The organism is Paraburkholderia tuberum STM678 (assembly GCF_902833905.1).
GTDB classification, from domain to species: Bacteria; Pseudomonadota; Gammaproteobacteria; order Burkholderiales; family Burkholderiaceae; genus Paraburkholderia; species Paraburkholderia tuberum.
The window spans coordinates 43,438-65,222 of the sequence record NZ_CADFGP010000039.1 but is presented as its reverse complement, the minus strand read 5'-3'; the positions used below and the strand labels follow the sequence as shown (position 1 = coordinate 65,222).

Below are 21,785 nucleotides of genomic sequence, written 5' to 3'. Positions count from 1 at the left end.
AAGCAGCTAGTTTAGTCGATTGCCTTGTCGTTCGGGTTCTTGAACAGCGCACGCATATCGTCGCTCATCGGGAAGTTCAGGTTCAGGCCCTTCGGCGGGATCGGCGATTCGAACCAGCGCTTGTAGATCTGTTCGCCTTCGCCCGACGTTTGCACCTTCGCGATGGCGTCGTCGGCGACCTTCTTGAAGTCGGGGTCGTTCTTGCGCAGCATGCAGCCGTACGCCTCCCTCGATTGCGGCGTGCCGACGATCACGAAATCGCCCGGGTTGCTCGACTTCGCGCGCTCGCCGGCGAGCAGCGCGTCGTCCATCATGAACGCGGCGGCACGGCCCGTCGACAGCGTCAGGAACGATTCGCCGTGATCCTTCGCGCTGATGATGTTCATGCCCATGTTCTTGTCCTGGTTCATCTTGCGAAGCAGGCGCTCGGACGTGGTGCCGGCGGTCGTGACGACCGTCTTGCCCTTCAGGTCCGGGAAGTCCTTGATGCCGGAATCTTTCTTGGTCATCAGGCGCGTGCCGATCACGAAGATCGTGTTCGTGAAGGCAGCCTGCTGCTGACGCTCGAGGTTATTCGTGGTTGAACCGCACTCGATGTCGACCGTGCCGTTCTGCACGAGCGGAATGCGGTTCTGCGACGTGACCGGCACGAGCTTCACCTTCAGGTTCGGCATGTTCAGCTTCTGCTTGACGGCCTCGACGATCTTCATCGCGTAATCCTGCGAGTAGCCGATCACGTTCTGCTTTTCGTCGTAATAGGAGAACGGGATCGACGATTCGCGATGGCCCAGCGAAATGACGCCCGTATCCTTGATCTTTTTCAGCGTGCCCGAGTCTTGCGCATGCGCGCCAACCGTAAACAGTCCGAGAGTCGCGAGCAGCAGCGCAGCTTTTTTAATCTTCATCTAGATCTCCTTGGCAAGAACCGGCGCCAGTGTAACAAAGTAATTTTTCTGAAAGTATCGCTATTAACCATTCTGTTGCGCGCACGCCGCGATGGGCTCGCGGCGCCGTGGCACGGCCGTTTCGCGCATATGAGAAGGCGGGCGGCATCGATAGGATGCCGCCCGCCGGTCAAACACGCCGTCTTGTGGACCGCGTTGATGCACGAAGTTTCGGCGGTGTGCGCCTCCCGGCCCGGATACCGGGCCGCGTCACCGCCGTTTCAAACAAGATAGGACACGGTCCATCAGGGATACAAGCCGCGCATCTCGCGCGCCTGCAAAATCCGCTTACACGCGACGATGAACGCAGCCGTGCGCACCGACACGTTCTGCTCGCTCGACACCTGCCACACCGCCGCGAACGCTTCGCGCATCACGCGCTCGAGGCGCTCGTTGATCTCGTCCTCGGTCCAGAAGAAGCTCGAGAAGTCCTGGACCCATTCGAAATATGACACTGTCACACCGCCGGCATTCGCGACCACGTCCGGAATCACGAGGATGCCGCGATCGTGCAGGATGTCGTCCGCCGCCGTGGTGGTCGGGCCGTTCGCGCCCTCGACGATGATCCTGGTCTTGATCTTGCCGGCGTTTTTTTCGGTGATCTGATTTTCCAGCGCCGCCGGAATCAGGATGTCCGACTCGACGATCCAGAACTCCTCACCGGTGATCGCGTCGGCTTCGGGGAAACCGCCGACGCCGCCCGTCTTCGCGACGTAGTCGAGCAGCGCGACCGCGTCGATGCCGGTGGACTTGTACACCGAGCCGGTGTGGTCCTGCACCGCGACGACCTTCGCGCCCGCCTCCTGGAACAGACGCGCGGCGATGCCGCCGACGTTGCCGAAGCCCTGCACCGCGATACGCGCGCCTTCGATGTCGAAGCCGATGCGGCGAGCCGCTTCGCAGCCCACCACGAACACGCCGCGGCCGGTCGCCTCGCGACGGCCGAGCGAGCCGCCGAGCGTGATCGGCTTGCCAGTCACGACGCCGGTGGCCGTCTGGCCCTGATTCATCGAGTACGTGTCCATCATCCACGCCATGATCTGCTCGTTCGTGTTCACGTCCGGCGCGGGGATGTCGGTATTCGGTCCGATGATGATGCCGATCTCGCTCGTATAGCGGCGCGTCACGCGCTCGAGCTCGCCACGCGACAGCGTGCGCGGATCGACGCGGATGCCGCCCTTCGCGCCGCCGTACGGCACGTTCACCGCCGCGTTCTTCACCGACATCCACGCGGACAGCGCCATCACTTCGGATAGCGTAACGTCCTGGTGATAACGCACGCCGCCCTTGCCCGGACCGCGCGACACGTTGTGTTGCACGCGATAACCCTCGAAGTGCGCGACCGTGCCGTTGTCGAGTTCGATGGGCACGTCGACGACGAGAATGCGCTTCGGGCGTTTCAGGGTTTCGAGCCAGCGGGACAGCGAACCGAGATACGGCGCGACGCGGTCGACCTGGCGCAGATAGTTGCCCCAAGGGCCGAGGTCTTCCTTATTGAGGTAGGAGGGAACGGCTTGCAACGTTGAGGCGGCTTGGACCGATTCTGCGGCTTGTTGCTGGGATGACATGAACGCTCCGGCGTTTGATCGAGTACGGGCATTGTGGAAAAACGCCGTATCGAAATCCAATGCCGTTTCCTTATCCCGTTATGTTTTTCTTGCATAACGTTCGCAAAGCCGCAAATTCGCGTCGTCGCGACGCAGGTTCGAGTTTGAGTTTTATGCCGCGGCTCAGGCGGCGCTCTGCCGGAGTTCCTCCGACACCACGTCCCACAACCGGCGCACGAGAATCTGGCGCGCGTCGTCGCTTTTCGCGGCGAGCTTGTCGCGATACAGACGAATCTCCATGCTGAGCGTCAGCTGCCCTTCCGGCGTGCCGCGCGTCGCGCGATCGAGGCGGATCAGCCGGCCTTCGGCCACCGCATCTTCGACCGCGCTATGCGGCAGAAACGCGATGCCGTGACCAGCGAGCGCCATCGCCTTGAGCCCCTCGGCCATGTCGGTTTCGTAGAGCCGGTCGAGGTGCAGGCGCTCCGGCGCGTTCGCGAGAATCACCTCGGTCATGCGCCCGAGGTACGCGTTCGGCGTGTACGACAGATACGGCGCGGGCGCATCGGCCGAGCCTGGCAGCGTGTGACGCGGCCGGCCCGCCCGGGCCGGCGCCGAGAACGGGCTGATCGGCTCGTGGCCGAGCGTCAGCATGTCGTAGCGCGCCGGATCGAGCGCGACCGGATGGCTCGGATGGTGGTAGCCCATCATCAGATCGCAGCCGCCTTCCACCAGCGAGAGCGCCGCGTCGTGCACGTTCAGCGCGCGCAGCCGCGTGTGGATCGGGCCCATCTGCGCCTCGATGCGCTGCAGCCAGCGCGGGAAGTAAGTGAGCGACAGCGTGTGGGGGACCGCGAATTCGATCGTCGCCTGGGGCGTCGCCGTGTGGCCGCGCAGCAGCGCGCGCGCCTCGTGAAATTGCGACAGCATCGCGAGCGCCTGCTCGTTGAACACCTGACCGGCCGCCGTGAGCCGCGTCGGATAAACAGAACGGTCGATCAGTTCCGTGCCGAGCCACGCTTCGAGCGCCTGGATGCGGCGCGAGAAAGCCGGCTGCGTGACGTGGCGCAACTCGGCCGAGCGGCTGAAGCTACGCGTTTCCGCGAGCGAAATAAAGTCTTCGAGCCATTTCAGTTCCATGCGATTGCGCTTGCCGTCGAGAGGGAAGAAGTCTGCATTCTAGCGGCGCGGATTGCGACCGACGCATCCGGGCGGGCCGATCGCGTCACAGTGGTAAAATCCACGGTTCCCTCCGTTCCCGACCCGCTCGCTGAACGCTCAACCGCTTCAACCCGGTCCTCATCATGTCCGACACCCGCCCCGACACCCTGTTCGCGCTGAACGCGCTTTCCCCGCTCGACGGCCGCTACGCCGCCAAAACCGAGGCCCTGCGCGACTGGCTCTCGGAAGCCGCCTTCATGCGCAATCGCGTGACGGTCGAAATCCACTGGCTGATCGCGCTGTCGCGCGCCGGCTTCGCTGAAGTGCCGCGCTTCTCCGAGGCGTCCGAGCAATTCCTGCTGCAACTGGCCGAGCGCTTCACCGCGCACGATGCCGCGCGCATCAAGGAAATCGAGCGCGTGACGAACCACGACGTGAAGGCCGTCGAATACTGGCTGAAGGAATCGGTGAAGGGCCATGAAGAACTGGAGCGCGCGAGCGAGTTCATCCACTTCGCGTGCACGTCGGAAGACATCAACAACACGTCGCACGGCCTGATGCTCGCCGGCGCGCGCGAACACGTGATCCTGCCGGCGCTGCGCTCGGTGCATCAACGCCTCGTTGCGCTCGCGCACGCGCACGCCGCCCAGCCGATGTTGTCGCGCACGCACGGCCAGCCGGCCAGCCCGACCACGCTCGGCAAGGAAATCGCCAACGTCGCCGCGCGGCTCGCGCGTGCGATCGAACGTATCGCGAAGGTCGAACTGCTCGGCAAGATGAACGGCGCGGTCGGCAACTTCAACGCGCACCTGTCCGCGTATCCGGAGTTCGACTGGCAAGCATTCTCGAAGGACGTCGTCGAGAACCGTCTGAAGCTCGCGTTCAATCCATACACGACCCAGATCGAGCCGCACGACTACATGGCCGAGCTGTTCGACGCGATCTCGCGCGCGAACACGATCCTGCTGGATCTGGACCGCGACGTGTGGGGCTACATCTCGCTCGGCTACTTCAAGCAGCGCACGAAGGCCGGCGAAATCGGTTCGTCGACGATGCCGCACAAGGTCAATCCGATCGACTTCGAAAACTCGGAAGGCAACCTCGGCCTCGCGAACGCGACGTTGCGTCACCTCGCCGACAAGCTGCCGGTGTCGCGCTGGCAGCGCGACCTGACCGACTCGACGGTGCTGCGCAACATCGGCGTCGCGTTCGGCTACTCGCTGCTCGCGTACGACTCGCTGATCCGCGGCCTCGACAAGCTCGAAGTGAATGCGCAGCGTCTGAACGAAGACCTCGACAACTGCTGGGAAGTGCTGGCCGAGCCGGTGCAGACCGTGATGCGCCGTTACGGCATCGAGAATCCGTACGAGCAGCTGAAGGAGCTCACGCGCGGCAAGGGCATCACGCGCGAGGCGCTGCAGAGCTTCATTGGCGGCCTGGCGATTGCGCAGGACGCGAAGGACCGCCTGCTCGCGATGACGCCCGGCTCGTACATCGGCCGGGCCGTCGAACTGGCGAAGCGGATCGGCTGATCGGCTGGCCCAGCTTCTTCAATGCATAAAAAAGCCGCTCCGAGGAGCGGCTTTTTTTTCGTCCCGCGTTCGAAGCTGGAACGCGAAGCAATCAACGACTCAGCGCGCTTCGACCTGCCTGAGCACCTCGTCGACGATCTGTTCCGGCGTCAGATCGATGCTGACCGTGATCGCTTCGTCGTCACCGGGCTCCTCGAGCGTATCGAGCTGGCTTTGCAGCAGCGACGGATCGAAGAAATGCCCGGTGCGATCCCCGAGACGCTCCGCGAGCACCTCGCGCGAACCCTTCAGGTAGACAAAGCACACGTCCTTGTCGCCGGCACGCAGAATGTCGCGATATGAGCGCTTCAGCGACGAACACGTGAACACCGCCGTCTCGCCCGCTTTCTGCTTTTCCTCGATCGCCGCGCGGATCGTCTTCAGCCACGGCCAGCGGTCTTCGTCGGTGAGCGGAATGCCGTGGTGCATCTTCTCCTTGTTCGCCGCGCTATGGAACGCGTCGCCGTCGGTGAACGCGCAATGCAGGCGCTCGGCCAGCATTTCGCCAATCCTCGTCTTGCCGGCGCCCGACACGCCCATTGCGATCAGAATCATTTGAAACTCCTTACAGGACCGCCGCGAGTGCGAAGGTCAGGCCCAGCCCCATCACCGAAATGATGGTTTCGAGGAGCGACCACGTCTTGAAGGTCTGCACCACCGTCATGCCGAAATATTCCTTGATCAGCCAGAAGCCGCCGTCGTTCACGTGCGAGAAGATCAGCGAGCCCGAGCCGGTCGCGAGCACCATCAGTTCCGGCTTCACCTGCACCGCGCCTGCAGCCGCGATCGGCGCGACGATGCCGCAGGCGGTCGTCATCGCGACGGTGGCCGAGCCGGTCGCGAGACGCATCATCGCCGCGACGAGCCAGCCGAACAGCAGCGGCGACAGATGCACCGCGGTCGCCACGCTGGTGATTTCCTTCGAAATGCCGCTATCCATCAGTACGCGGCCAAAACCGCCGCCCGCACCGACGATCAGTGTAATACCCGCGATCGGCGCGAGACATTCTCCGCAGAACTTCTGAATCTGCTCGCGGTTAAAGCCGCGGCTCGCGCCGAAGGTCCAGAAGCTGACCAGCACGGCCGTCAGCAGCGCGACGTCGGTGTTGCCGAAAAAGCGCAGCAGATCGTTCGGCAGCGTCTTCGGCTCGAAAACCAGGTCGGCCCAGCTGCCGACCAGCATCAGGACCACCGGCAACAGGATCGTGACCAGCGTGATGCCGAAGCCCGGCAGTTCGCGCTTCGGTGCAGCGGTCTTCGCGGCGTTACCACTTTGCACGCCGTTGGCGTCCTTCACGTCGCTGCCCAGAAATTGCGCGGCAAGCGGATTTTCCTTCGGCAACTGGACATGACGGCTCACCAGCAACGCGAACAGCGGACCGGCGACGATCGCGCACGGCACGCCGACGATCAGACCGTAGGCGATCGTCTTGCCGATGTCCGCGTGATACGCCTGCACGGCGAGCAGTGCGGCCGGGTGCGGCGGAATCAGCCCGTGCACGACGGACAGACCCGCGACCATCGGCAGGCCGACCAGCAGCAGTGATTTGTTGGTGCGCTTGGCGACGTTGAACGCGATCGGAATCAGCAGCACGAAGCCGACTTCGAAGAACACCGGCAAGCCGACGATGATCGCGACCACCATCATCGCCCAGTGAATGTGTTTCTCACCGAACCAGTTGATCAGCGTGGTCGCGATGCGCTCGGCGCCGCCCGATTCGGCCATCATCTTGCCGAGCATCGTACCGAGACCGACGACGACGGCAATGTGCCCGAGCGTGTTGCCGTTCCCCGTTTCGAACGATTTGACGATGGTCTGCATCGGCATGCCGGCCACGAGGCCCAGCAGCAACGACACGATGATCAGAACGAGAAACGGATAGACCTTGAAGCGCGTGATCAGCAAGATCAGCAGCGCGATCGCGATCAATGCGTAGACCAGCAGCAAGCTGCCGTGGGCAGATTCCATGAAGCCCCTCCTTTGGTTTATTGACTTCAGAGTGCGGATGCGGCCGGCACTTCGTCTCACGGCAACCTGCGCGATGCCTGAAAACCCGGCTAGCCGCGCGGACGCTGAATTCTACTGTTTGTTTCCAGAAAGCGCGCGCAAATCCAGCACGCATATCAGGTAAAAAAAGAGTCTCGGCGCGACAGCCTGATGCGGCTGTATCGACGAGACTCCTGGGCCCGGTTCAGTTGACCGATGCGCTATTGGGTTGTGGGGCTTAGTGCGCGGGTGCCGCCAGTTGGCTCGCGGCGCGCGCGAGGCGCGTGAGCTCGTCCCAGTTCTGCGCGGCGAGCGCGGCCTTCGGCGTGAGCCACGAACCGCCGACACAGACCACGTTCGGCAGCGACAGGAAGTGCGGCGCGCTTTCCGGCGTGATGCCGCCGGTCGGGCAGAACTTCAGCGCCGGGAACGGGCCATGGAACGCCTGCAGCATCGGCACGCCGCCCGCCTGCTGTGCGGGGAAGAACTTGACGATCTCGTAGCCGAGCTCGAGCGCGAGGATGATGTCCGACGGCGTCATCACGCCGGGCAACAGCGGCAGACCCACATCCTGCGCGGCCTTGTGCATGTCCTTGGTCAGACCCGGCGACACGCCGAACTGCGCGCCCGCCTTCTTCGCCTGGGCGCAATGCTCGGGCTTCGTGATCGTGCCGACACCGACCACGATGTCGTCCGCGAGTTCGCACGCACGCTCGATCGCGCCGAGGCCCGCCGGCGTGCGCAGCGTGATTTCGAGCACCTTCACGCCGCCCGCGTGCAACGCGCGCGACACGTGTTCGCCCTGTTCGACCGTGTCGAACGCGAGCACCGGAATCACCGGGCCGAGGCGCACGATATCGCTTACTGTTTTCGACGTCATAGTCAGACTCCTTGTTTCTGCAGCGCCGCGCCGGCTTGCGCGGTGCTCGTGTGATGATGGTCGCTGGGTTGATGGTCACCGTCGTGGCCGTGCCTGTGATGGCTGCCGTGGCCGTGCTGGCCATCGACCGTGCCGCCCTCGCCGACCAGCTTGCCGAACACCGACGCGCCCTGCTCCGCCGGCGCCGCCGCCGCACGGAACACGCCGAACAGCTCGCGGCCGAAGCCGACTTCGTTGTCCGCCTGATGCAGCGGCTCGGCGTTCGGACGCGCGGCCCACTCGGCTGCGTCGATCTCGATGTCGAGCACGCCCGCTTCGGCGTCGATCACCAGCATGTCGCCCGTGCGCACTTTGCCGATCGGGCCTTGCAGCAACGCTTCCGGCGACAGATGGATGACCGCCGGCACCTTGCCCGACGCGCCCGACATACGGCCATCGGTCACCAGCGCGACATGGAAACCCTGATCCTGCAGCACACCGAGCAGCGGCGTCAAACGATGCAACTCGGGCATGCCGTTGGCGCGTGCGCCCTGGAAGCGCACCACCGCGATGAAGTCGCGCTTGAGCTCGCCCTTGTCGAACGCTTCCTGCACCGCTTCCTGCGAATCGAACACGATTGCCGGCGCCTTCACCTTGCGATGCTGCGCCGCGACCGCCGAAATCTTGATTACGCCGCGGCCGAGCTTGCCCTGCATCAGACGCAGGCCGCCGTCCGGCTGGAACGGCTCCTTGATGCCGCGCAGCACCGCTGTGTCCGCGCTCGCCTCGACACCTGCCACCCATTGCAGCTTGCCGTCGAGCAGCTTCGGCTCCTCGGTGTAGCGCTTCAGACCCTTGCCCGCGACCGTGTTCACGTCTTCATGCAGCAGACCGCCTTCGAGCAGATTGCGCACGAGGAACGCGACGCCGCCCGCCGCGTGGAAGTGGTTCACGTCGGCCTTGCCGTTCGGATAGATCTTCGCAAGCAGCGGTACCGCCTGCGACAGCGTGTCGAAGTCGTCCCAGTCGATCACGATGCCGGCCGCGCGCGCGATTGCGACGAGGTGCAGCGTGTGATTGGTCGAGCCGCCCGTCGCCAGCAGCGCGACGATGCCGTTGACGATCGCCTTCTCGTCGACCACATGGCCGATCGGCATGTAGTGGCCGCGCTCGACCGTCAGATCGAGCACGCGGCGCGCGGCCTGCGCGGTCAGCGCGTCGCGCAGCGGCGTGTGCGGATGCACGAAGGCCGAGCCCGGCAGATGCAGGCCCATCACTTCCATCAGCATCTGATTACTGTTCGCGGTGCCGTAGAAGGTGCAGGTGCCGTGGCTGTGATAGGCGGCCGCTTCCGCTTCGAGCAGCGCGTCGCGGCCGCACTGGCCGGTCGCGAACTGCTGACGCGTCCTGGCTTTGTCGTCGTTCGACAGGCCGCTTGCCATCGGGCCGGCCGGCACGAAGATGGTCGGCAGATGGCCGAACTGCAGCGCGCCGATCAGCAGGCCCGGCACGATCTTGTCGCAGATGCCGAGGCACAGCGCCGCGTCGAACATGTTGTGGGTGAGCGCGACGGCCGTGCTCATCGCGATCACTTCGCGCGAGAACAGCGACAGCTCCATGCCCGCGTTGCCCTGCGTGACGCCGTCGCACATCGCCGGCACGCCGCCCGCGAATTGCGCGACGCCGCCGTTTTCGCGCGCGGCCTGCTTGATGATGTCCGGGTAGTTTTTGTACGGCGCGTGCGCCGACAGCATCTCGTTGTACGACGACACGATGCCGATATTCGGCTCGCGAATCTGCTTGATCACGAGCTTGTCGTTGCCCTCGAGGCCGGCGAAACCGTGAGCGAGGTTCGCGCACGACAACGCGCCGCGCGCCGGAAAGCGCCCCTGCGCATGCTCGATGCGGGCCAGATACGCTTCGCGCGTGGGCTTGCTGCGCTCGATCACGCGTTGCGTGACCTTCAACAATTGCGAATGCGGGGAAACCATCGGAGCTCCTTCGTCGCTGGCGGCAGGCGCACGCATGACACCTGGCGGTATCGCGGGGTTGTGATATCGAACGACGTCATCTTAGTAGAAAAACTACACGATCGCAATGACGAACTCTGTTGCGGCGCCGCATGGCGCGGATCGCCAGGTCGCCCTACTGGCGGCGCCTTAGCGCTTTACAGCAGAAACCCAGGGAATACACTTACTCGCCGATATGTAGTTTTTGTACCTACCTTTTGTGCGCCAACGACCAATCGGATATAGTCCACACGTTCTTCAGCATAGTGCGAGTTTTCCGATGATGCTGTCCCAGGTGGAAGAGATGCGCGACCAGTTGCGCCCGTCCGAGCGCAAGCTGGCCGATTACGTGATCGAGGCGCCGCGCGAGGTGCTCGATCTGTCGATGACCGAGGTCGCCGCGCGCGCGGGCGTGAGTCAGCCGACGATCGCGCGCTTCTGTCACGCGCTCGGTTTCTCCGGCTTTCGCGAATTCAAGATCCGTCTCGCGCAGGGCATCGCCAGCGAAGTGCCCGCCGTCTATCGCGACGTGCGGCCCGACGAGCCGACGCCGGGCGTCGCCGCGAAGGTGCTTGACCGAACGATCGGCGCGCTGATTCAGGTGCGCAACAATCTGTCGTCGGATAGCGTCGCCGCGGCGATCGACATGCTCGCGCAAGCGAAGCGCATCGAGTTCTACGGGGCGGGCGGCTCAGGCATCGCCGCGCTCGACGTGCAGCACAAGTTCTTTCGGCTCGGCATGCCGAGCGTCGCGTATTCGGACCCGCATACGTTTCTGATGTCGGCCGCGCTGCTCGGACCTGGGGACGTGGTCGTCGCGATTTCCAATACGGGCCGCACGCGCGACATCATCGATGCCGCGAAGGCCGCGCTGAACGCGGGCGCGAAGGTGATCGCGATCACGCACGGCAACTCGCCGCTCGCGCGGCTCGCAACCGTGGGCCTCTTTGCGAACGTCGACGAAGACACCGACATCTTCTCCCCGATGACCTCGCGCGTGTCACATCTGGCGATCGGCGACATTCTGGCGGTCGGCGTCGCGCTGAGCCGCGGGCCCGAACTGCTGGAGAAGCTCGCGCAAACGAAGGAAGTGATCCACCGGCGGCGGGTGGATTCGCAGGGGTGATCCGCTGCGATGTAACGCGGAACGACGGGGTAACGCAAAAGGGCGGTGTGCCATTCAACCGGCATACCGCCCTTTGATCTTTTCCAGCGCCCTGCTTAACGCCGTCAGCCGCTCAGAACGGCTTGATCACTACCAGCGCGACCGCCGCGAGCATACCGAGCACCGGCAGCTCGTTGAACATCCGATACCACTTGTCCGAGTGGCGATTCTCGCCGCGCTCGAACCTGCGCAACAGCACGCCGCAATACGCGTGATAGATGACGAGGAGCACGACCACGCCGACCTTCGCGTGAATCCAGCCCTGCCCGCTGCCGATGCCGATCACGAGCCACAACCACAGGCCGCACGCGATCGCGGGCACGGCGATGAAGCTCATGAAGCGGAACAGCTTGCGCGCCATCAGCAGAAGACGCGCCGTCGCGGCGGGTTCCGTTTCCATCGCCAGATTGACGAAGATGCGCGGCAGATAGAACAGGCCGGCAAACCAGGAGGCAATCAATACGATGTGAAACGTCTTTACCCAAAGCATCGGCGGGGGTCCTTGTGGTCCTTGTTGTTGTGGCGCTTCGACTCGTGCTTTATTGACGGCCTTCGCCATGACCCAGCACGACGTATTTCAGCGACGTCAGCCCTTCGAGGCCGACCGGGCCGCGCGCGTGCAGCTTGTCGTTGGAAATGCCGATCTCGGCGCCGAGGCCGAACTCGAAGCCGTCCGCGAAACGCGTCGACGCGTTGACCATCACGCTCGCCGAATCGACTTCGCGCAGGAAGCGCATCGCGCGGTCGTGGTCTTCGGTGACGATCGCGTCGGTGTGCTGGGAGCTATACGTGTTGATGTGCTCGATCGCCGCGTCGATGCCGTCGACCACCTTGATCGCGAGCACCGGCGCGAGATATTCGGTGCGCCAGTCTTCCTCGCTCGCATCGACGAGCGGACCGACGCCCGCATCGGCCAGCACCGCGCGCGCCGCCGCATCGACGCGCAGCTCGACGTCCTTGCCGCGATACAGCTTGCCCAGCGGCGGCAGCACTTCGGCCGCAATGCGGCGCGCGACCAGCAGCGTCTCCATCGTGTTGCAGGTGCCGTAGCGGTGCGTCTTCGCGTTGTCGCAAACGTTGAGCGCCTTCGTCAAGTCCGCGCGATCGTCGACATAAACGTGGCAGATGCCGTCGAGGTGCTTGATCATCGGCACGCGCGCTTCGTTCGTCAAACGCTCGATCAGGCTCTTGCCGCCGCGCGGCACGATCACATCGACGTACTCGGTCATCGTGATGAGCTTGCCGACCGCCGCGCGGTCCGACGTCGCGACCACCTGCACCGCGTCCTGCGGCAGACCGGCCGCTTCGAGGCCCTCGCCGATCAGCTTCGCGAGCGCGGTATTGCATTCGAGCGCTTCCGAGCCGCCGCGCAAAATGGTCGCGTTGCCGGACTTCAGGCACAGCGCCGCCGCGTCGATCGTCACGTTCGGGCGCGATTCGTAAACGATGCCGATCACCCCGAGCGGCACACGCATCTGGCCGACCTGGATGCCGCTCGGCCGGTACTTCAGATTGCTGATCTCGCCGATCGGGTCGGCCAGCGCCGCGACCTGGCGCAGGCCTTCGACCATCGTTTTCAGCGCCTTGTCGGACAGCGTCAACCGATCGATGAACGCGGCATCGTGGCCCTTGCCGCGGGCGCGTTCGAGGTCGCGCGCGTTGGCGGCCTTCAGCAGATCGGCATCGCGCTCGAGCGCCTCGGCAACGGCCGCAAGCGCCGCATTCTTCGCGGCGGTCGACGCCCGCGCCATCGCGCGCGAAGCCTGACGGGCGCGTTGGCCGAGGTCGGTCATGTACTGGTCGATATCCATGGTCATTCTCGTGATGCCCCGCACGTTGGCATGCGGTGGTCGGGCAGGATTAGCGAAAGATCAAACGATTGTAAGTCGGGTACCGGGGCTTTGCTCGCACGCGGGCGGCGGGTGCACTGTGCTGTCGCAGGTTCGCCGATGCGTTTCGTTCGGCGCGTGGCACGCGAATCACGCTGGTCTGTATGTGTGGAACGACTGGCAGTTGGTACACGATTGCTCGCGTCAGCCACTGCTTCGACGCTCGCGCGAATCAGCTGTGCCGCTTCAGACTGGCCGCCGCACCGGCGCCGCAGTTGGCACCCTAGGTCGCGGCGGCGGCACTGGCGAAGCTGCCGACGGTTTCGGCGCCGCCACCGTCATCGCGAGTTCGAACAGGCCGTCCCACGGATCGGGCGGCGGATCGTTGCGATGATTACCCGGCGTGCCGCCCGACAGCCCCTTCACCTGCCGGTCGAGCCGCGCCGCCAGCGCGAGTGCCTTCTCGAGCGCCGCTTCGCTGACGCGCGACAGCGCAGGTCCGATCAGCCGTTCGCGCGGACCCCACACGCGGTTCTCGCGCGTGAGCATCGCGAGCGGCTTGCCGGCCGCGACGCCGCGCTTGATCCGCAGCAGCGTGCGCACTTCTTCGACGACCGCCCACAGCACGAGCACCGCGGCCTCGCCTTCACCGCGCAGCCCGTCGAGCATGCGCGCGAGACGGCCGACGTCGCCCGCGAGCATCGCCTCGTTGAGCTTGAACACGTCGTAGCGCGCGACGTTGAGCACCGCGTCCTGAACCTGATCGAAGCTCAGCGAGCCGTTCGGATACAGCAGCCCGAGCTTCTGGATTTCCTGATGCGCGGCCAGCAGATTGCCCTCGACGCGCTCGGCGATGAACGCGAGCGCACGCCGCCCCTCCTCGCCGGCTGCGACGCGCTGACCCTGGGCCGCGAGCCGCTGCCCGACCCAGTTCGGCAGCTGCGCGCGCTCGACCGGATCGATCTTCAGCGCGACGCCGGCGTCGGCGAGCGCGGTGAACCATGCCGACTTTTGCGTGGCCGCATCGAGGCGCGGCAGCGTAATCATCGTCAGCACGTCGTCGTTGACGGTGGATGCGAGCACCTTCAGCGCATCGGCGCCTTCCTTACCGGGTTTGCCCGACGGAATGCGCAACTCGACCAGTTGACGGTCGCCGAACAGCGACATCGACTGGCTCGCGCCGAGCAGCGAGCTCCAGTCGAAACCGCGCTCGACCGTGAACACCGAGCGGTCGGTGAAGCCGGCCGCGCGCGCCGCCGCGCGGATGCGATCGCATGCTTCCTGCGCGAGCAGATGCTCGTCGCCGTATACGACGTACAGTCCGGCGAGGCCGCGGGCGAGATGCGCTTCGAGCGCGTCAGGTCGCAGTTGCATGGCTGGCGGTTGACGGGATGAATGAGATTCGACGAATCACGAACGGCGCGATGCTCACAGCGGCGGCGGCGGCAGCGGTGCGCGCGGCACGATGGCCGGCACGGCCTCGGCCGGCGTCGGATGCAGCGAGCGCACCACGCCGAGACGGCGGACGAGCTGATCGACCGCGTCGTTTTCCATGTCGGCGAACAGGATGTCGGACTCGGCCGCCTTCGCCTGCGAGAACTGGTCGCTATAGGTCATCGCGCGGTTCAGCGCGATCACGCTGCCCGGAATCAACACGGTGCCGTCCTTGCCGGTCAGCGTGTAGGTCATCTGCAGATTCAGCTGATACTCGGCGACGACGCCCAGCGAATTCAGCGTCAGCGTGCTGACGTTGCGGTTCTGCGTGATCTGCAGCAGCGCATCGGCATTGGCGGGCGAGCTGACCACCACGGTGTCGCTGCCGCCCTGCACGATGCGCGTGAAGCGCGCCATGGCCGCGGGCGAGCCGCCCGCCACATAGAGGCGCTTGAACGCGAAGTCCTGCTGGCCGCGCAACTGGAAGCCGCAGGCCGACAACATCATTACGCTGCAAGCGAGCGTCAAAAACGATCTGCGAGTCACATTCGCTCCCGGTTCGCAGTGGATTCGCGGTGCCGAGGAACGCCGCCGGGCGGGCGGCGCTCCGTCTGCCGGATGAGGGCCTCGAACGTCAAACGACCACGTTCACGAGGCGGCCCGGCACCACGATGATCTTCTTAGGCGCCTTGCCTTCGCTGAACTTCACGACCATTGCGTGCTCGGCCGAGAGCTGCTCGATCGCTTCGCGCGACGCGTCCTTCGCGACCGTGATCGCGCCGCGCACCTTACCGTTCACCTGCAGCACGAGTTCGATCTCGGCCTGTTCGAGCGCCTTCTCGTCGACCTTCGGCCACGGCGCGTCGAGCAGTGGGCCGAATTCGTCGGCATAGCCGAGCTCCTGCCACAGCTGGAACGTCAGGTGCGGCACGACCGGGTACAGCACGCGCAGCATCACACCGTAGGTTTCACGCAGCACGGCGGTCTGCGCGCCCTTCGCGCCGTCGAGCGCGTTGAGCATCTTCATCGCGGCCGATACCACCGTGTTGTACTGAAGACGCTGATAGTCGAAATCGGCCTGCTTCAGCACGCTATAGATCTCACGACGCAGCGCCTTGTCGGCGTCGTTGAATCGTGCGGCGTCCAACTGGCCGCCCGCGCGCAGCGCGGCTTCGTTCGAATAGCCGAAGTTCCACACGCGACGCAGGAAGCGGCTCGCGCCTTCGACGCCCGAACCCGACCACTCGAGCTGCTGCTCGGGCGGCGCCGCGAACATCACGAACAGACGCGCGGTGTCCGCGCCGTGCTGATCGATCAGCATCTGCGGGTCGACGCCGTTGTTCTTCGACTTCGACATCTTTTCGATGCCGCCGAGCACGACCGGCTGGCCGTCAGCGTTCAGCACCGCGCCGACCGGGCGGCCCTTGTCGTCGAACGACACGGTCACTTCCGCCGGGTTGTACCAGGTCTTCTTGCCCGCTTCGTTTTCGCGGTAATAGGTTTCGTTGAGCACCATGCCCTGCGTGAGCAGGTTCTTCGCCGGCTCGCCGAACTTCACGAGACCGAGGTCGCGCATCACCTTCGCCCAGAAACGCGAGTACAGCAGGTGCAGGATCGCGTGTTCGATACCGCCGATGTATTGATCCATCGGCGCCCAGTAGTCGGTGCGCTCGTCGACCATCGTCTTCGCATCCGGCGACGCGTAGCGGTAGAAGTACCACGACGAATCGACGAAGGTGTCCATCGTGTCGGTTTCGCGCTTTGCCGCGCCGCCGCAGCTCGGGCACGTGCAGTTCAGGAACGCTTCGGACTTCGCGAGCGGATTGCCCGTGCCGTCCGGCACCAGGTCTTCCGGCAGCACGACCGGCAGGTCTTTTTCCGGCACCGGCACGTCGCCGCACTTCGGGCAGTGGATGATCGGGATCGGCGTGCCCCAGTAACGCTGGCGCGACACGCCCCAGTCACGCAGACGCCACGTGATCTGCTTGTCGCCGAGGCCCAGTTCCTTGAGATCGGCGGCGATGCGGTCTACGGCTTCGTCGTAGGCGAGGCCGTCGTACTTGCCGCTGTTCACCAGCGTGCCGGTCTTCTCGCCGTACCACTCCGCCCACGCTTCGGTCGAGAATTCCTTGCCCTCGACCGCGACGACCTGCTTTACCGGCAGACCGTACTTCTTCACGAACGCGAAGTCGCGCTCGTCGTGCGCCGGCACGCCCATCACCGCGCCTTCGCCGTAAGTCATCAGCACGTAGTTGCCGATCCACACCTCGACCTTCGCCTGCGTCAGCGGATGCGTGACGTAGAAGCCGGTGGCCATGCCTTTCTTTTCCATCGTCGCGACGTCGGCTTCGGCGACGCCGCCGCGCTTGCATTCGTCGATGAACGGCTGCAGTTCCGGCTTGTCTTGCGCGAGACGCGTGGCGAGCGGATGCTCGGCGGCGATCGCGCAGAACGTGACGCCCATGATCGTGTCGGCGCGCGTAGTGAACACGCGCAGCAGCTTCTGTTCGCCGTCGATTTCATACGGGAAGCCGAAGTTCACGCCGAAGCTCTTGCCGATCCAGTTCTGCTGCATGATCTTCACGCGCTCGGGCCAGCCGAGGCCTTCGAGATCGTTCAGCAGTTCATCCGCGTACTGCGTGATGCGCATGTAGTACATCGGGATTTCGCGCTTTTCGACGAGCGCGCCCGAGCGCCAGCCGCGCCCGTCGATCACCTGCTCGTTCGCGAGCACGGTCTGGTCGACCGGGTCCCAGTTCACGGTGCCGGTTTTCTTGTACGCGATGCCCTTTTCGAGCATCTTCAGGAACAGCCACTGGTTCCACTTGTAGTAGTCAGGGCTGCAGGTCGCGACTTCGCGCGACCAGTCGATCGCGAGGCCCATCGACTGCATCTGCTTCTTCATGTAAGCGATGTTGTCGTAGGTCCACTGCGCGGGCGGCACGTTGTTGGCCATCGCGGCGTTCTCCGCCGGCATGCCGAAGGCGTCCCAACCCATCGGCATCAGCACGTTGTAGCCGTTCATCCGCAGATAGCGGTACATCACGTCGTTGATCGTGTAGTTGCGCACGTGCCCCATGTGCAGCTTGCCCGACGGATACGGCAGCATCGAGACGCAGTAGAACTTGGGCTTGTCGGTGGTTTCCGTCGTCTTGTAGGCGTCGATCGCGCGCCATTGCCCTTGCGCGGCGGCTTCGACGTCGGAGGGAACGTATTTTTCGTGCATGGTGTGATGGGATCGCCAGGTTCGGTGCTTTCGCACCGGCCCGGTGCTCTGCAGAATGTCGTTGCGTCGTGTCCCCTTCGGCGGGGAAAGGGCTGATTATACCGTTCGCGGACGGGTGCGCCGCGCGGCGTGGTGCGGGACTGGGTATGCCGGATTCGTGAACGCGGTGCGCACCCGGTGGCGCTCAGTGCTGCGCGGCGGGCGGCGGCGGGTCCGTCACGAAGCCGATCCGCTCGAGCCCCGCCTGCTGCGCGGCGCCCATCACCTGCGCAATCACTTCGTAGCGCGTCGAGCGCTCCGCGCGCAACTGGAGGTCCGGCTGGTCCGCCCGCTTGCCGGCCTCGGCGAACTGCGCGCGCATCTGCGCGAGCGTGATCGGCTTGCCGTTCCAGTAGAGCTTGCCGGCGCCGTCGATCGAAAGGGAGATGGTTTGCGGGGTCTGGCGCGCGGGCGCCGCCGCGACCTTCGGCAGATCGAGCCGGATCGCGTGCGAGAACAGCGGCGCGGTGATGATGAAAATCACCAGCAGCACCAGCATCACGTCGATCAGCGGCGTCATGTTGATCTCGGCCATCGGCGCGGCCGTCTGCTTCTTCTCGAGTCCGCCGAATGCCATGTCGCCTCCTTGCGTCTGAGCTTGCCCGTGCGATGGGCGGTGTGTCGTGCGAGGAAGGTCGCGATGTGCCGAGCCCGCCGCGCGTAACGAGTCAGCGGTGCGCCTCGCGCGCCGCCTGCTGCGCGCGCGGAGGCGTCGGCGCGTGCTCGGTTGGGGAGCACACGTACGCATGCAGATCGTGCGCGAAGCCGTCCAACTCCTCGGACAACTGCCGCACGAGGCGGCCCAGCACGTTGTACGCGAGCACCGCCGGAATCGCCACCACCAGACCGAACGCGGTCATGATCAGCGCCTCGCCCACCGGTCCCGCGACGTTCTCGATCTGCGCCTGCCCGCTCGCCGCGATGCTGCCGAGCGCGTGATAGATACCCCATACGGTGCCGAGCAGACCGACGAACGGCGCGGTGCTGCCAACCGACGCAAGCAGTACCTGACCGAACTCGAGCCGCCGCTGCGACGCATTGAGCGCCTGGCGCAGCGCGCGCAGCACCCGTTCGCTGCGCTCGACGCGCGCGAGCAGCGCGCCCGGAATGTCGACCTCGGCCGCATTCAGCGCCGCTTCGGCGAGCGGCGCGAACACGCGCTCACGATCAGTGCGGCGCAGGATGGCGACGCCTTCGGCGAGCGTCGGCGCCTGCCAGAAGCGCGCGATCGCCCGGTCGGCCTGGTGTTTCGCGCGCGTCAGAATCCAGCTCTTGACGATCAGAAAACACCAGCTCGCAATCGACATGGCCAGCAGCACATAGGCGACGCCATGCGTGATTGCGTCGCTCGTTTGCAGGTAATGGATGATGCCGCTGCTGCCTGCCATCTGACCTCGCCTTGGGAAAGTGACTTCGGGAGGGCGCACTCGGGATGCGCTACTCCGCCTCTGCGCAACGGGCTTCGCTCAACGCAGGCCGAGCACGTCCTGCATGTCGAAGAAGCCGTTGTCGTGGCCTTCGAGGAAGCGTACAGCACGAAGCGCGCCTTGTGCATATGACAGGCGGCTTGCCGATTTGTGCGTGATCTCGATGCGCTCGCCGATGCCCGCGAACAGCACCGTATGATCGCCGACGATATCGCCGCCGCGAATCGCCGAGAAGCCGATCGTCGACGGATCGCGCTCGCCGGTCACGCCTTCGCGGCCGTAGATCGCGCAGTCGTCGAGGTTGCGGCCGAGCGCGTTGGCGATCACTTCGCCCATCGTCAGCGCGGTGCCGGACGGCGCGTCGACCTTGTGACGATGATGCGCCTCGATGATCTCGATGTCGTAGCCGGTCGAGAAGTGCCGCGCCGCGTATTCGAGCAGCTTCAGCGTGACGTTCACGCCGACGCTCATGTTCGACGCGAACACGACGCCGATCCTCTGCGCCGCCGCGCGCAACTGCGCTTTTTGCCCGTTGTCGAAGCCGGTCGTGCCGATCACCATTTTCACGTCGTGGCGCTGCGCGGCTTCGAGATGCGCGAGCGTCGCGTCGGGACGCGTGAAGTCGATCAGGTAGTCGGATTCGGCGAACACACGCTCGATGTCGTCGGACAGCAGCACGCCGGTCTCTTTGCCGAGGAACGCCCCGGCGTCCTGGCCAAGCTGCGCAGCGCCCGTGCGGCAGAGCGCGCCGGACAGCGTCGCGTCGGCATCGTTGAGGACGGTTTCGATGAGCATGCGGCCCATCCGGCCCGATGCGCCTGCAATGGCAATTTTCATGACGATGAGGATTCGAAAAGAGTCAACCGGTATGGAGCCCGGCAAACGCGGCCCGGCGAATGCGCCCGGTCGATATAGGGACACACGGCGGCAGGGAGCAAAGTCACCCGGCTCGCTGCTGGAGCCAATGCGGGCGGCCAACCGGGACGGCTCGCTCAGGTGACTGACCGATACGGCCCGCTGCGGCGACCCACTGCCGCGGCAACCGCGGCAACACATTCATGCGGCCAAAGCGGCGCATTTCCGACCTCGCCTGGTGCCGGACAAACACACATCTGGCGGGCGCCGCACATGTGGCGCGCAGCCCGCCTCACAACACCGACGAGCAAATCAGTTGCTCGTTCCCGGCGTCGCCGGCGAAGTGTTCAGGGTCGGGCTGCCGCTGCTTTGCGAGCCCGTCGGGCCGACCGGGTTGCTTTCGTTCTCCTGAGCGGGCGGCGGCGGACGCTTGAACTGGAACTGCGGCTGACCGCCGGACGTCGGGCCTTGCGTCGGGATCCCGCCAGCGTTCGCTCGCGGCACGGCCGACCGCACGGACGGCGCGCGGCTCGGCGTGGGCACCGCGCTCGTTGCGCGATTGGCCGCCTGAGCGGCTTCCGCGTTGGCGTCCATGGACGGCGTGGCGGCCTGCTGGGCGCCTTCGACCGACGGCGAGCGCGTCGTATCCACGGTAGCCGGTGCCGCGGCGGCGGCCGCTGCGTCGCTGGCTGCCACGGCGTTGGCGGCCTCGGCCGCGCTCGTCGCGCGCGGCGGCGTCGCGTTCGGGCGGCGGCCACGGCGATCACCGTCGATTTCGGCCAGCAATTCGAGATTGGTCGGCAGATCCTCGCCGCCCGTCCAGTGGGTCACGAGGTCGCCGGAGAAGTACACGACGAAGTCACGCTGCTGCACGATCGACGTCGAGCCGCGCTTGAAATAGAACACGTAATCCCAGCGATTCGCGTGGAACATGTCGGTCAGCAGCGGCGTGCCGAGCAACTGACGCACCTGCGCGCGCGTCATGCCGACCTTCATCTGGTCGGCCATTTCCTGCGACACAAAATTACCTTGCACAACCGTAATCCGATACGGCGTAATGCGTTGGGCAATGCGCTGGGTCAGGCTGTCGTATGTGGAACATCCGGCAAGAACCGCGACAGTCGCAACAGCGATCAAGGTACCCCGCATGCGGCTCCCCCGGTAGATCAATTGAGATTTAGAAATCATTTCACTCACCGTGCGGGCCCGCTTGCGGGCCGCGCTCATTCCATCGAAGATGACCAGAACGGCAAAAACACATTACTATGAGAGCCCAGCATTGTACTCTAGGGATCCCTTGTCATGACCAATCCAACCGATCTCAAGAATATCGGGCTCAAGGCGACCCTTCCGCGCCTCAAAATCCTTGAGATTTTTCAGCATAGTCCGGTACGTCACCTGACCGCCGAAGACGTGTACCGCAACCTCCTGCACGAGGAACTCGATATCGGTCTTGCCACCGTGTATCGCGTGCTGACGCAATTCGAGCAGGCCGGCCTGCTCTCGCGCAGCAATTTCGAATCGGGCAAGGCGGTGTTCGAACTGAACGAGGGGTCGCACCACGACCATCTCGTGTGCCTCGATTGCGGGCTGGTCGAAGAATTTTTCGACCCCGAAATCGAAAGCCGTCAGCAGTCCATCGCCAAGGCACGCGGCTTCAAGCTGCAGGAACACGCGCTGGCACTGTATGGGGCGTGCACGAAGGAGAATTGCCCGCATCGCAAGCACTGAT

General features: G+C 64.9%; 19 protein-coding genes. 3 read left to right on the top strand and 16 right to left on the bottom strand.

Translation table 11 applies throughout. The annotated features are described in order from the left end of the window. Positions 1–11: 11 nt before the first annotated feature. The 3 genes from HWY30_RS28340 to HWY30_RS28330 form a co-directional block, all read right to left on the bottom strand. A complete protein-coding gene (locus HWY30_RS28340; protein WP_090801828.1) occupies positions 12–905 on the bottom strand; it encodes a glutamate/aspartate ABC transporter substrate-binding protein in 894 nt (297 codons plus the stop codon). A gap of 284 nt (positions 906–1,189) precedes the next feature. Further along, the gene (locus HWY30_RS28335; RefSeq protein ID WP_090801829.1) at positions 1,190–2,512 is read right to left on the bottom strand and encodes a Glu/Leu/Phe/Val family dehydrogenase; all 1,323 of its coding nucleotides are present in this window, start codon (positions 2,510–2,512) and stop codon (positions 1,190–1,192) included. A 162-nt stretch (positions 2,513–2,674) separates the two neighbouring features. Beyond that, positions 2,675–3,631 carry a LysR family transcriptional regulator gene (locus HWY30_RS28330; RefSeq protein WP_090801831.1) on the bottom strand — a complete coding sequence of 319 codons (957 nt, stop codon included), beginning with the start codon at positions 3,629–3,631 and terminating at the stop codon, positions 2,675–2,677. 164 nt (positions 3,632–3,795) lie between these two features. Between HWY30_RS28330 and purB the strand changes: the two genes are divergently transcribed. Then, positions 3,796–5,184, top strand: coding sequence for an adenylosuccinate lyase (purB, locus tag HWY30_RS28325; protein ID WP_090801832.1), 1,389 nt, complete (start codon positions 3,796–3,798; stop codon positions 5,182–5,184). Positions 5,185–5,283: 99 nt separating this feature from the next. Here the strand turns inward: purB and HWY30_RS28320 are convergent, their stop codons facing one another. The 4 genes from HWY30_RS28320 to edd all read right to left on the bottom strand — a co-directional run bounded on the left by HWY30_RS28320 (position 5,284) and on the right by edd (position 10,060). Then, the gene (locus tag HWY30_RS28320; RefSeq protein WP_090801834.1) at positions 5,284–5,778 is read right to left on the bottom strand and encodes a gluconokinase; all 495 of its coding nucleotides are present in this window, start codon (positions 5,776–5,778) and stop codon (positions 5,284–5,286) included. Between the two features lie 10 nt (positions 5,779–5,788). Then, entirely contained in the window at positions 5,789–7,192 is a 1,404-nt protein-coding gene (locus HWY30_RS28315; protein WP_090801835.1) for a GntT/GntP/DsdX family permease, read from the bottom strand. A gap of 256 nt (positions 7,193–7,448) precedes the next feature. Next, positions 7,449–8,090 (bottom strand): bifunctional 4-hydroxy-2-oxoglutarate aldolase/2-dehydro-3-deoxy-phosphogluconate aldolase, encoded by a 642-nt coding sequence (gene eda, locus HWY30_RS28310; protein WP_090801837.1) that lies wholly within the window; start codon positions 8,088–8,090, stop codon positions 7,449–7,451. Between the two features lie 2 nt (positions 8,091–8,092). Next, positions 8,093–10,060, bottom strand: a complete 1,968-nt coding sequence (edd, locus tag HWY30_RS28305; RefSeq protein WP_090805464.1) for a phosphogluconate dehydratase — start codon at positions 10,058–10,060, stop codon at positions 8,093–8,095. A gap of 298 nt (positions 10,061–10,358) precedes the next feature. Here edd and HWY30_RS28300 point away from each other — a divergent pair, with 298 nt between their 5' ends. Next, positions 10,359–11,204 carry a MurR/RpiR family transcriptional regulator gene (locus tag HWY30_RS28300; RefSeq protein ID WP_090801838.1) on the top strand — a complete coding sequence of 282 codons (846 nt, stop codon included), beginning with the start codon at positions 10,359–10,361 and terminating at the stop codon, positions 11,202–11,204. A gap of 112 nt (positions 11,205–11,316) precedes the next feature. On the opposite strand, the gene HWY30_RS28295 is transcribed toward HWY30_RS28300, so the two are convergent. The 9 genes from HWY30_RS28295 to HWY30_RS28255 all read right to left on the bottom strand — a co-directional run bounded on the left by HWY30_RS28295 (position 11,317) and on the right by HWY30_RS28255 (position 21,202). Beyond that, a complete protein-coding gene (locus tag HWY30_RS28295) occupies positions 11,317–11,733 on the bottom strand; it encodes a CopD family protein (RefSeq protein WP_090801840.1) in 417 nt (138 codons plus the stop codon). Between the two features lie 49 nt (positions 11,734–11,782). After that, positions 11,783–13,054 (bottom strand): glutamate-5-semialdehyde dehydrogenase, encoded by a 1,272-nt coding sequence (locus HWY30_RS28290; protein ID WP_090801842.1) that lies wholly within the window; start codon positions 13,052–13,054, stop codon positions 11,783–11,785. Between the two features lie 264 nt (positions 13,055–13,318). After that, positions 13,319–14,446, bottom strand: coding sequence for a DNA polymerase III subunit delta (holA, locus tag HWY30_RS28285; protein ID WP_090801843.1), 1,128 nt, complete (start codon positions 14,444–14,446; stop codon positions 13,319–13,321). Positions 14,447–14,500: 54 nt separating this feature from the next. After that, the gene (locus tag HWY30_RS28280; RefSeq protein ID WP_176078962.1) at positions 14,501–15,052 is read right to left on the bottom strand and encodes an LPS-assembly lipoprotein LptE; all 552 of its coding nucleotides are present in this window, start codon (positions 15,050–15,052) and stop codon (positions 14,501–14,503) included. Positions 15,053–15,140: 88 nt separating this feature from the next. Beyond that, positions 15,141–17,732, bottom strand: a complete 2,592-nt coding sequence (leuS, locus tag HWY30_RS28275; RefSeq protein WP_090801846.1) for a leucine--tRNA ligase — start codon at positions 17,730–17,732, stop codon at positions 15,141–15,143. 184 nt (positions 17,733–17,916) lie between these two features. Next, a complete protein-coding gene (locus HWY30_RS28270; protein ID WP_090801848.1) occupies positions 17,917–18,348 on the bottom strand; it encodes an ExbD/TolR family protein in 432 nt (143 codons plus the stop codon). Positions 18,349–18,439: 91 nt separating this feature from the next. Beyond that, positions 18,440–19,159: a MotA/TolQ/ExbB proton channel family protein gene (locus HWY30_RS28265; protein WP_090801849.1), complete on the bottom strand. Its 720-nt coding sequence runs from the start codon at positions 19,157–19,159 to the stop codon at positions 18,440–18,442. Between the two features lie 78 nt (positions 19,160–19,237). After that, a complete protein-coding gene (gene dapB / locus HWY30_RS28260; protein WP_090801851.1) occupies positions 19,238–20,035 on the bottom strand; it encodes a 4-hydroxy-tetrahydrodipicolinate reductase in 798 nt (265 codons plus the stop codon). Positions 20,036–20,365: 330 nt separating this feature from the next. Continuing rightward, a complete protein-coding gene (locus HWY30_RS28255) occupies positions 20,366–21,202 on the bottom strand; it encodes an outer membrane protein assembly factor BamE (protein ID WP_090801852.1) in 837 nt (278 codons plus the stop codon). 153 nt (positions 21,203–21,355) lie between these two features. On the opposite strand from HWY30_RS28255, the gene fur reads away from it, so the two are divergent. Continuing rightward, positions 21,356–21,784, top strand: a complete 429-nt coding sequence (gene fur, locus HWY30_RS28250; protein WP_013090534.1) for a ferric iron uptake transcriptional regulator — start codon at positions 21,356–21,358, stop codon at positions 21,782–21,784. Position 21,785: the final 1 nt, after the last annotated feature.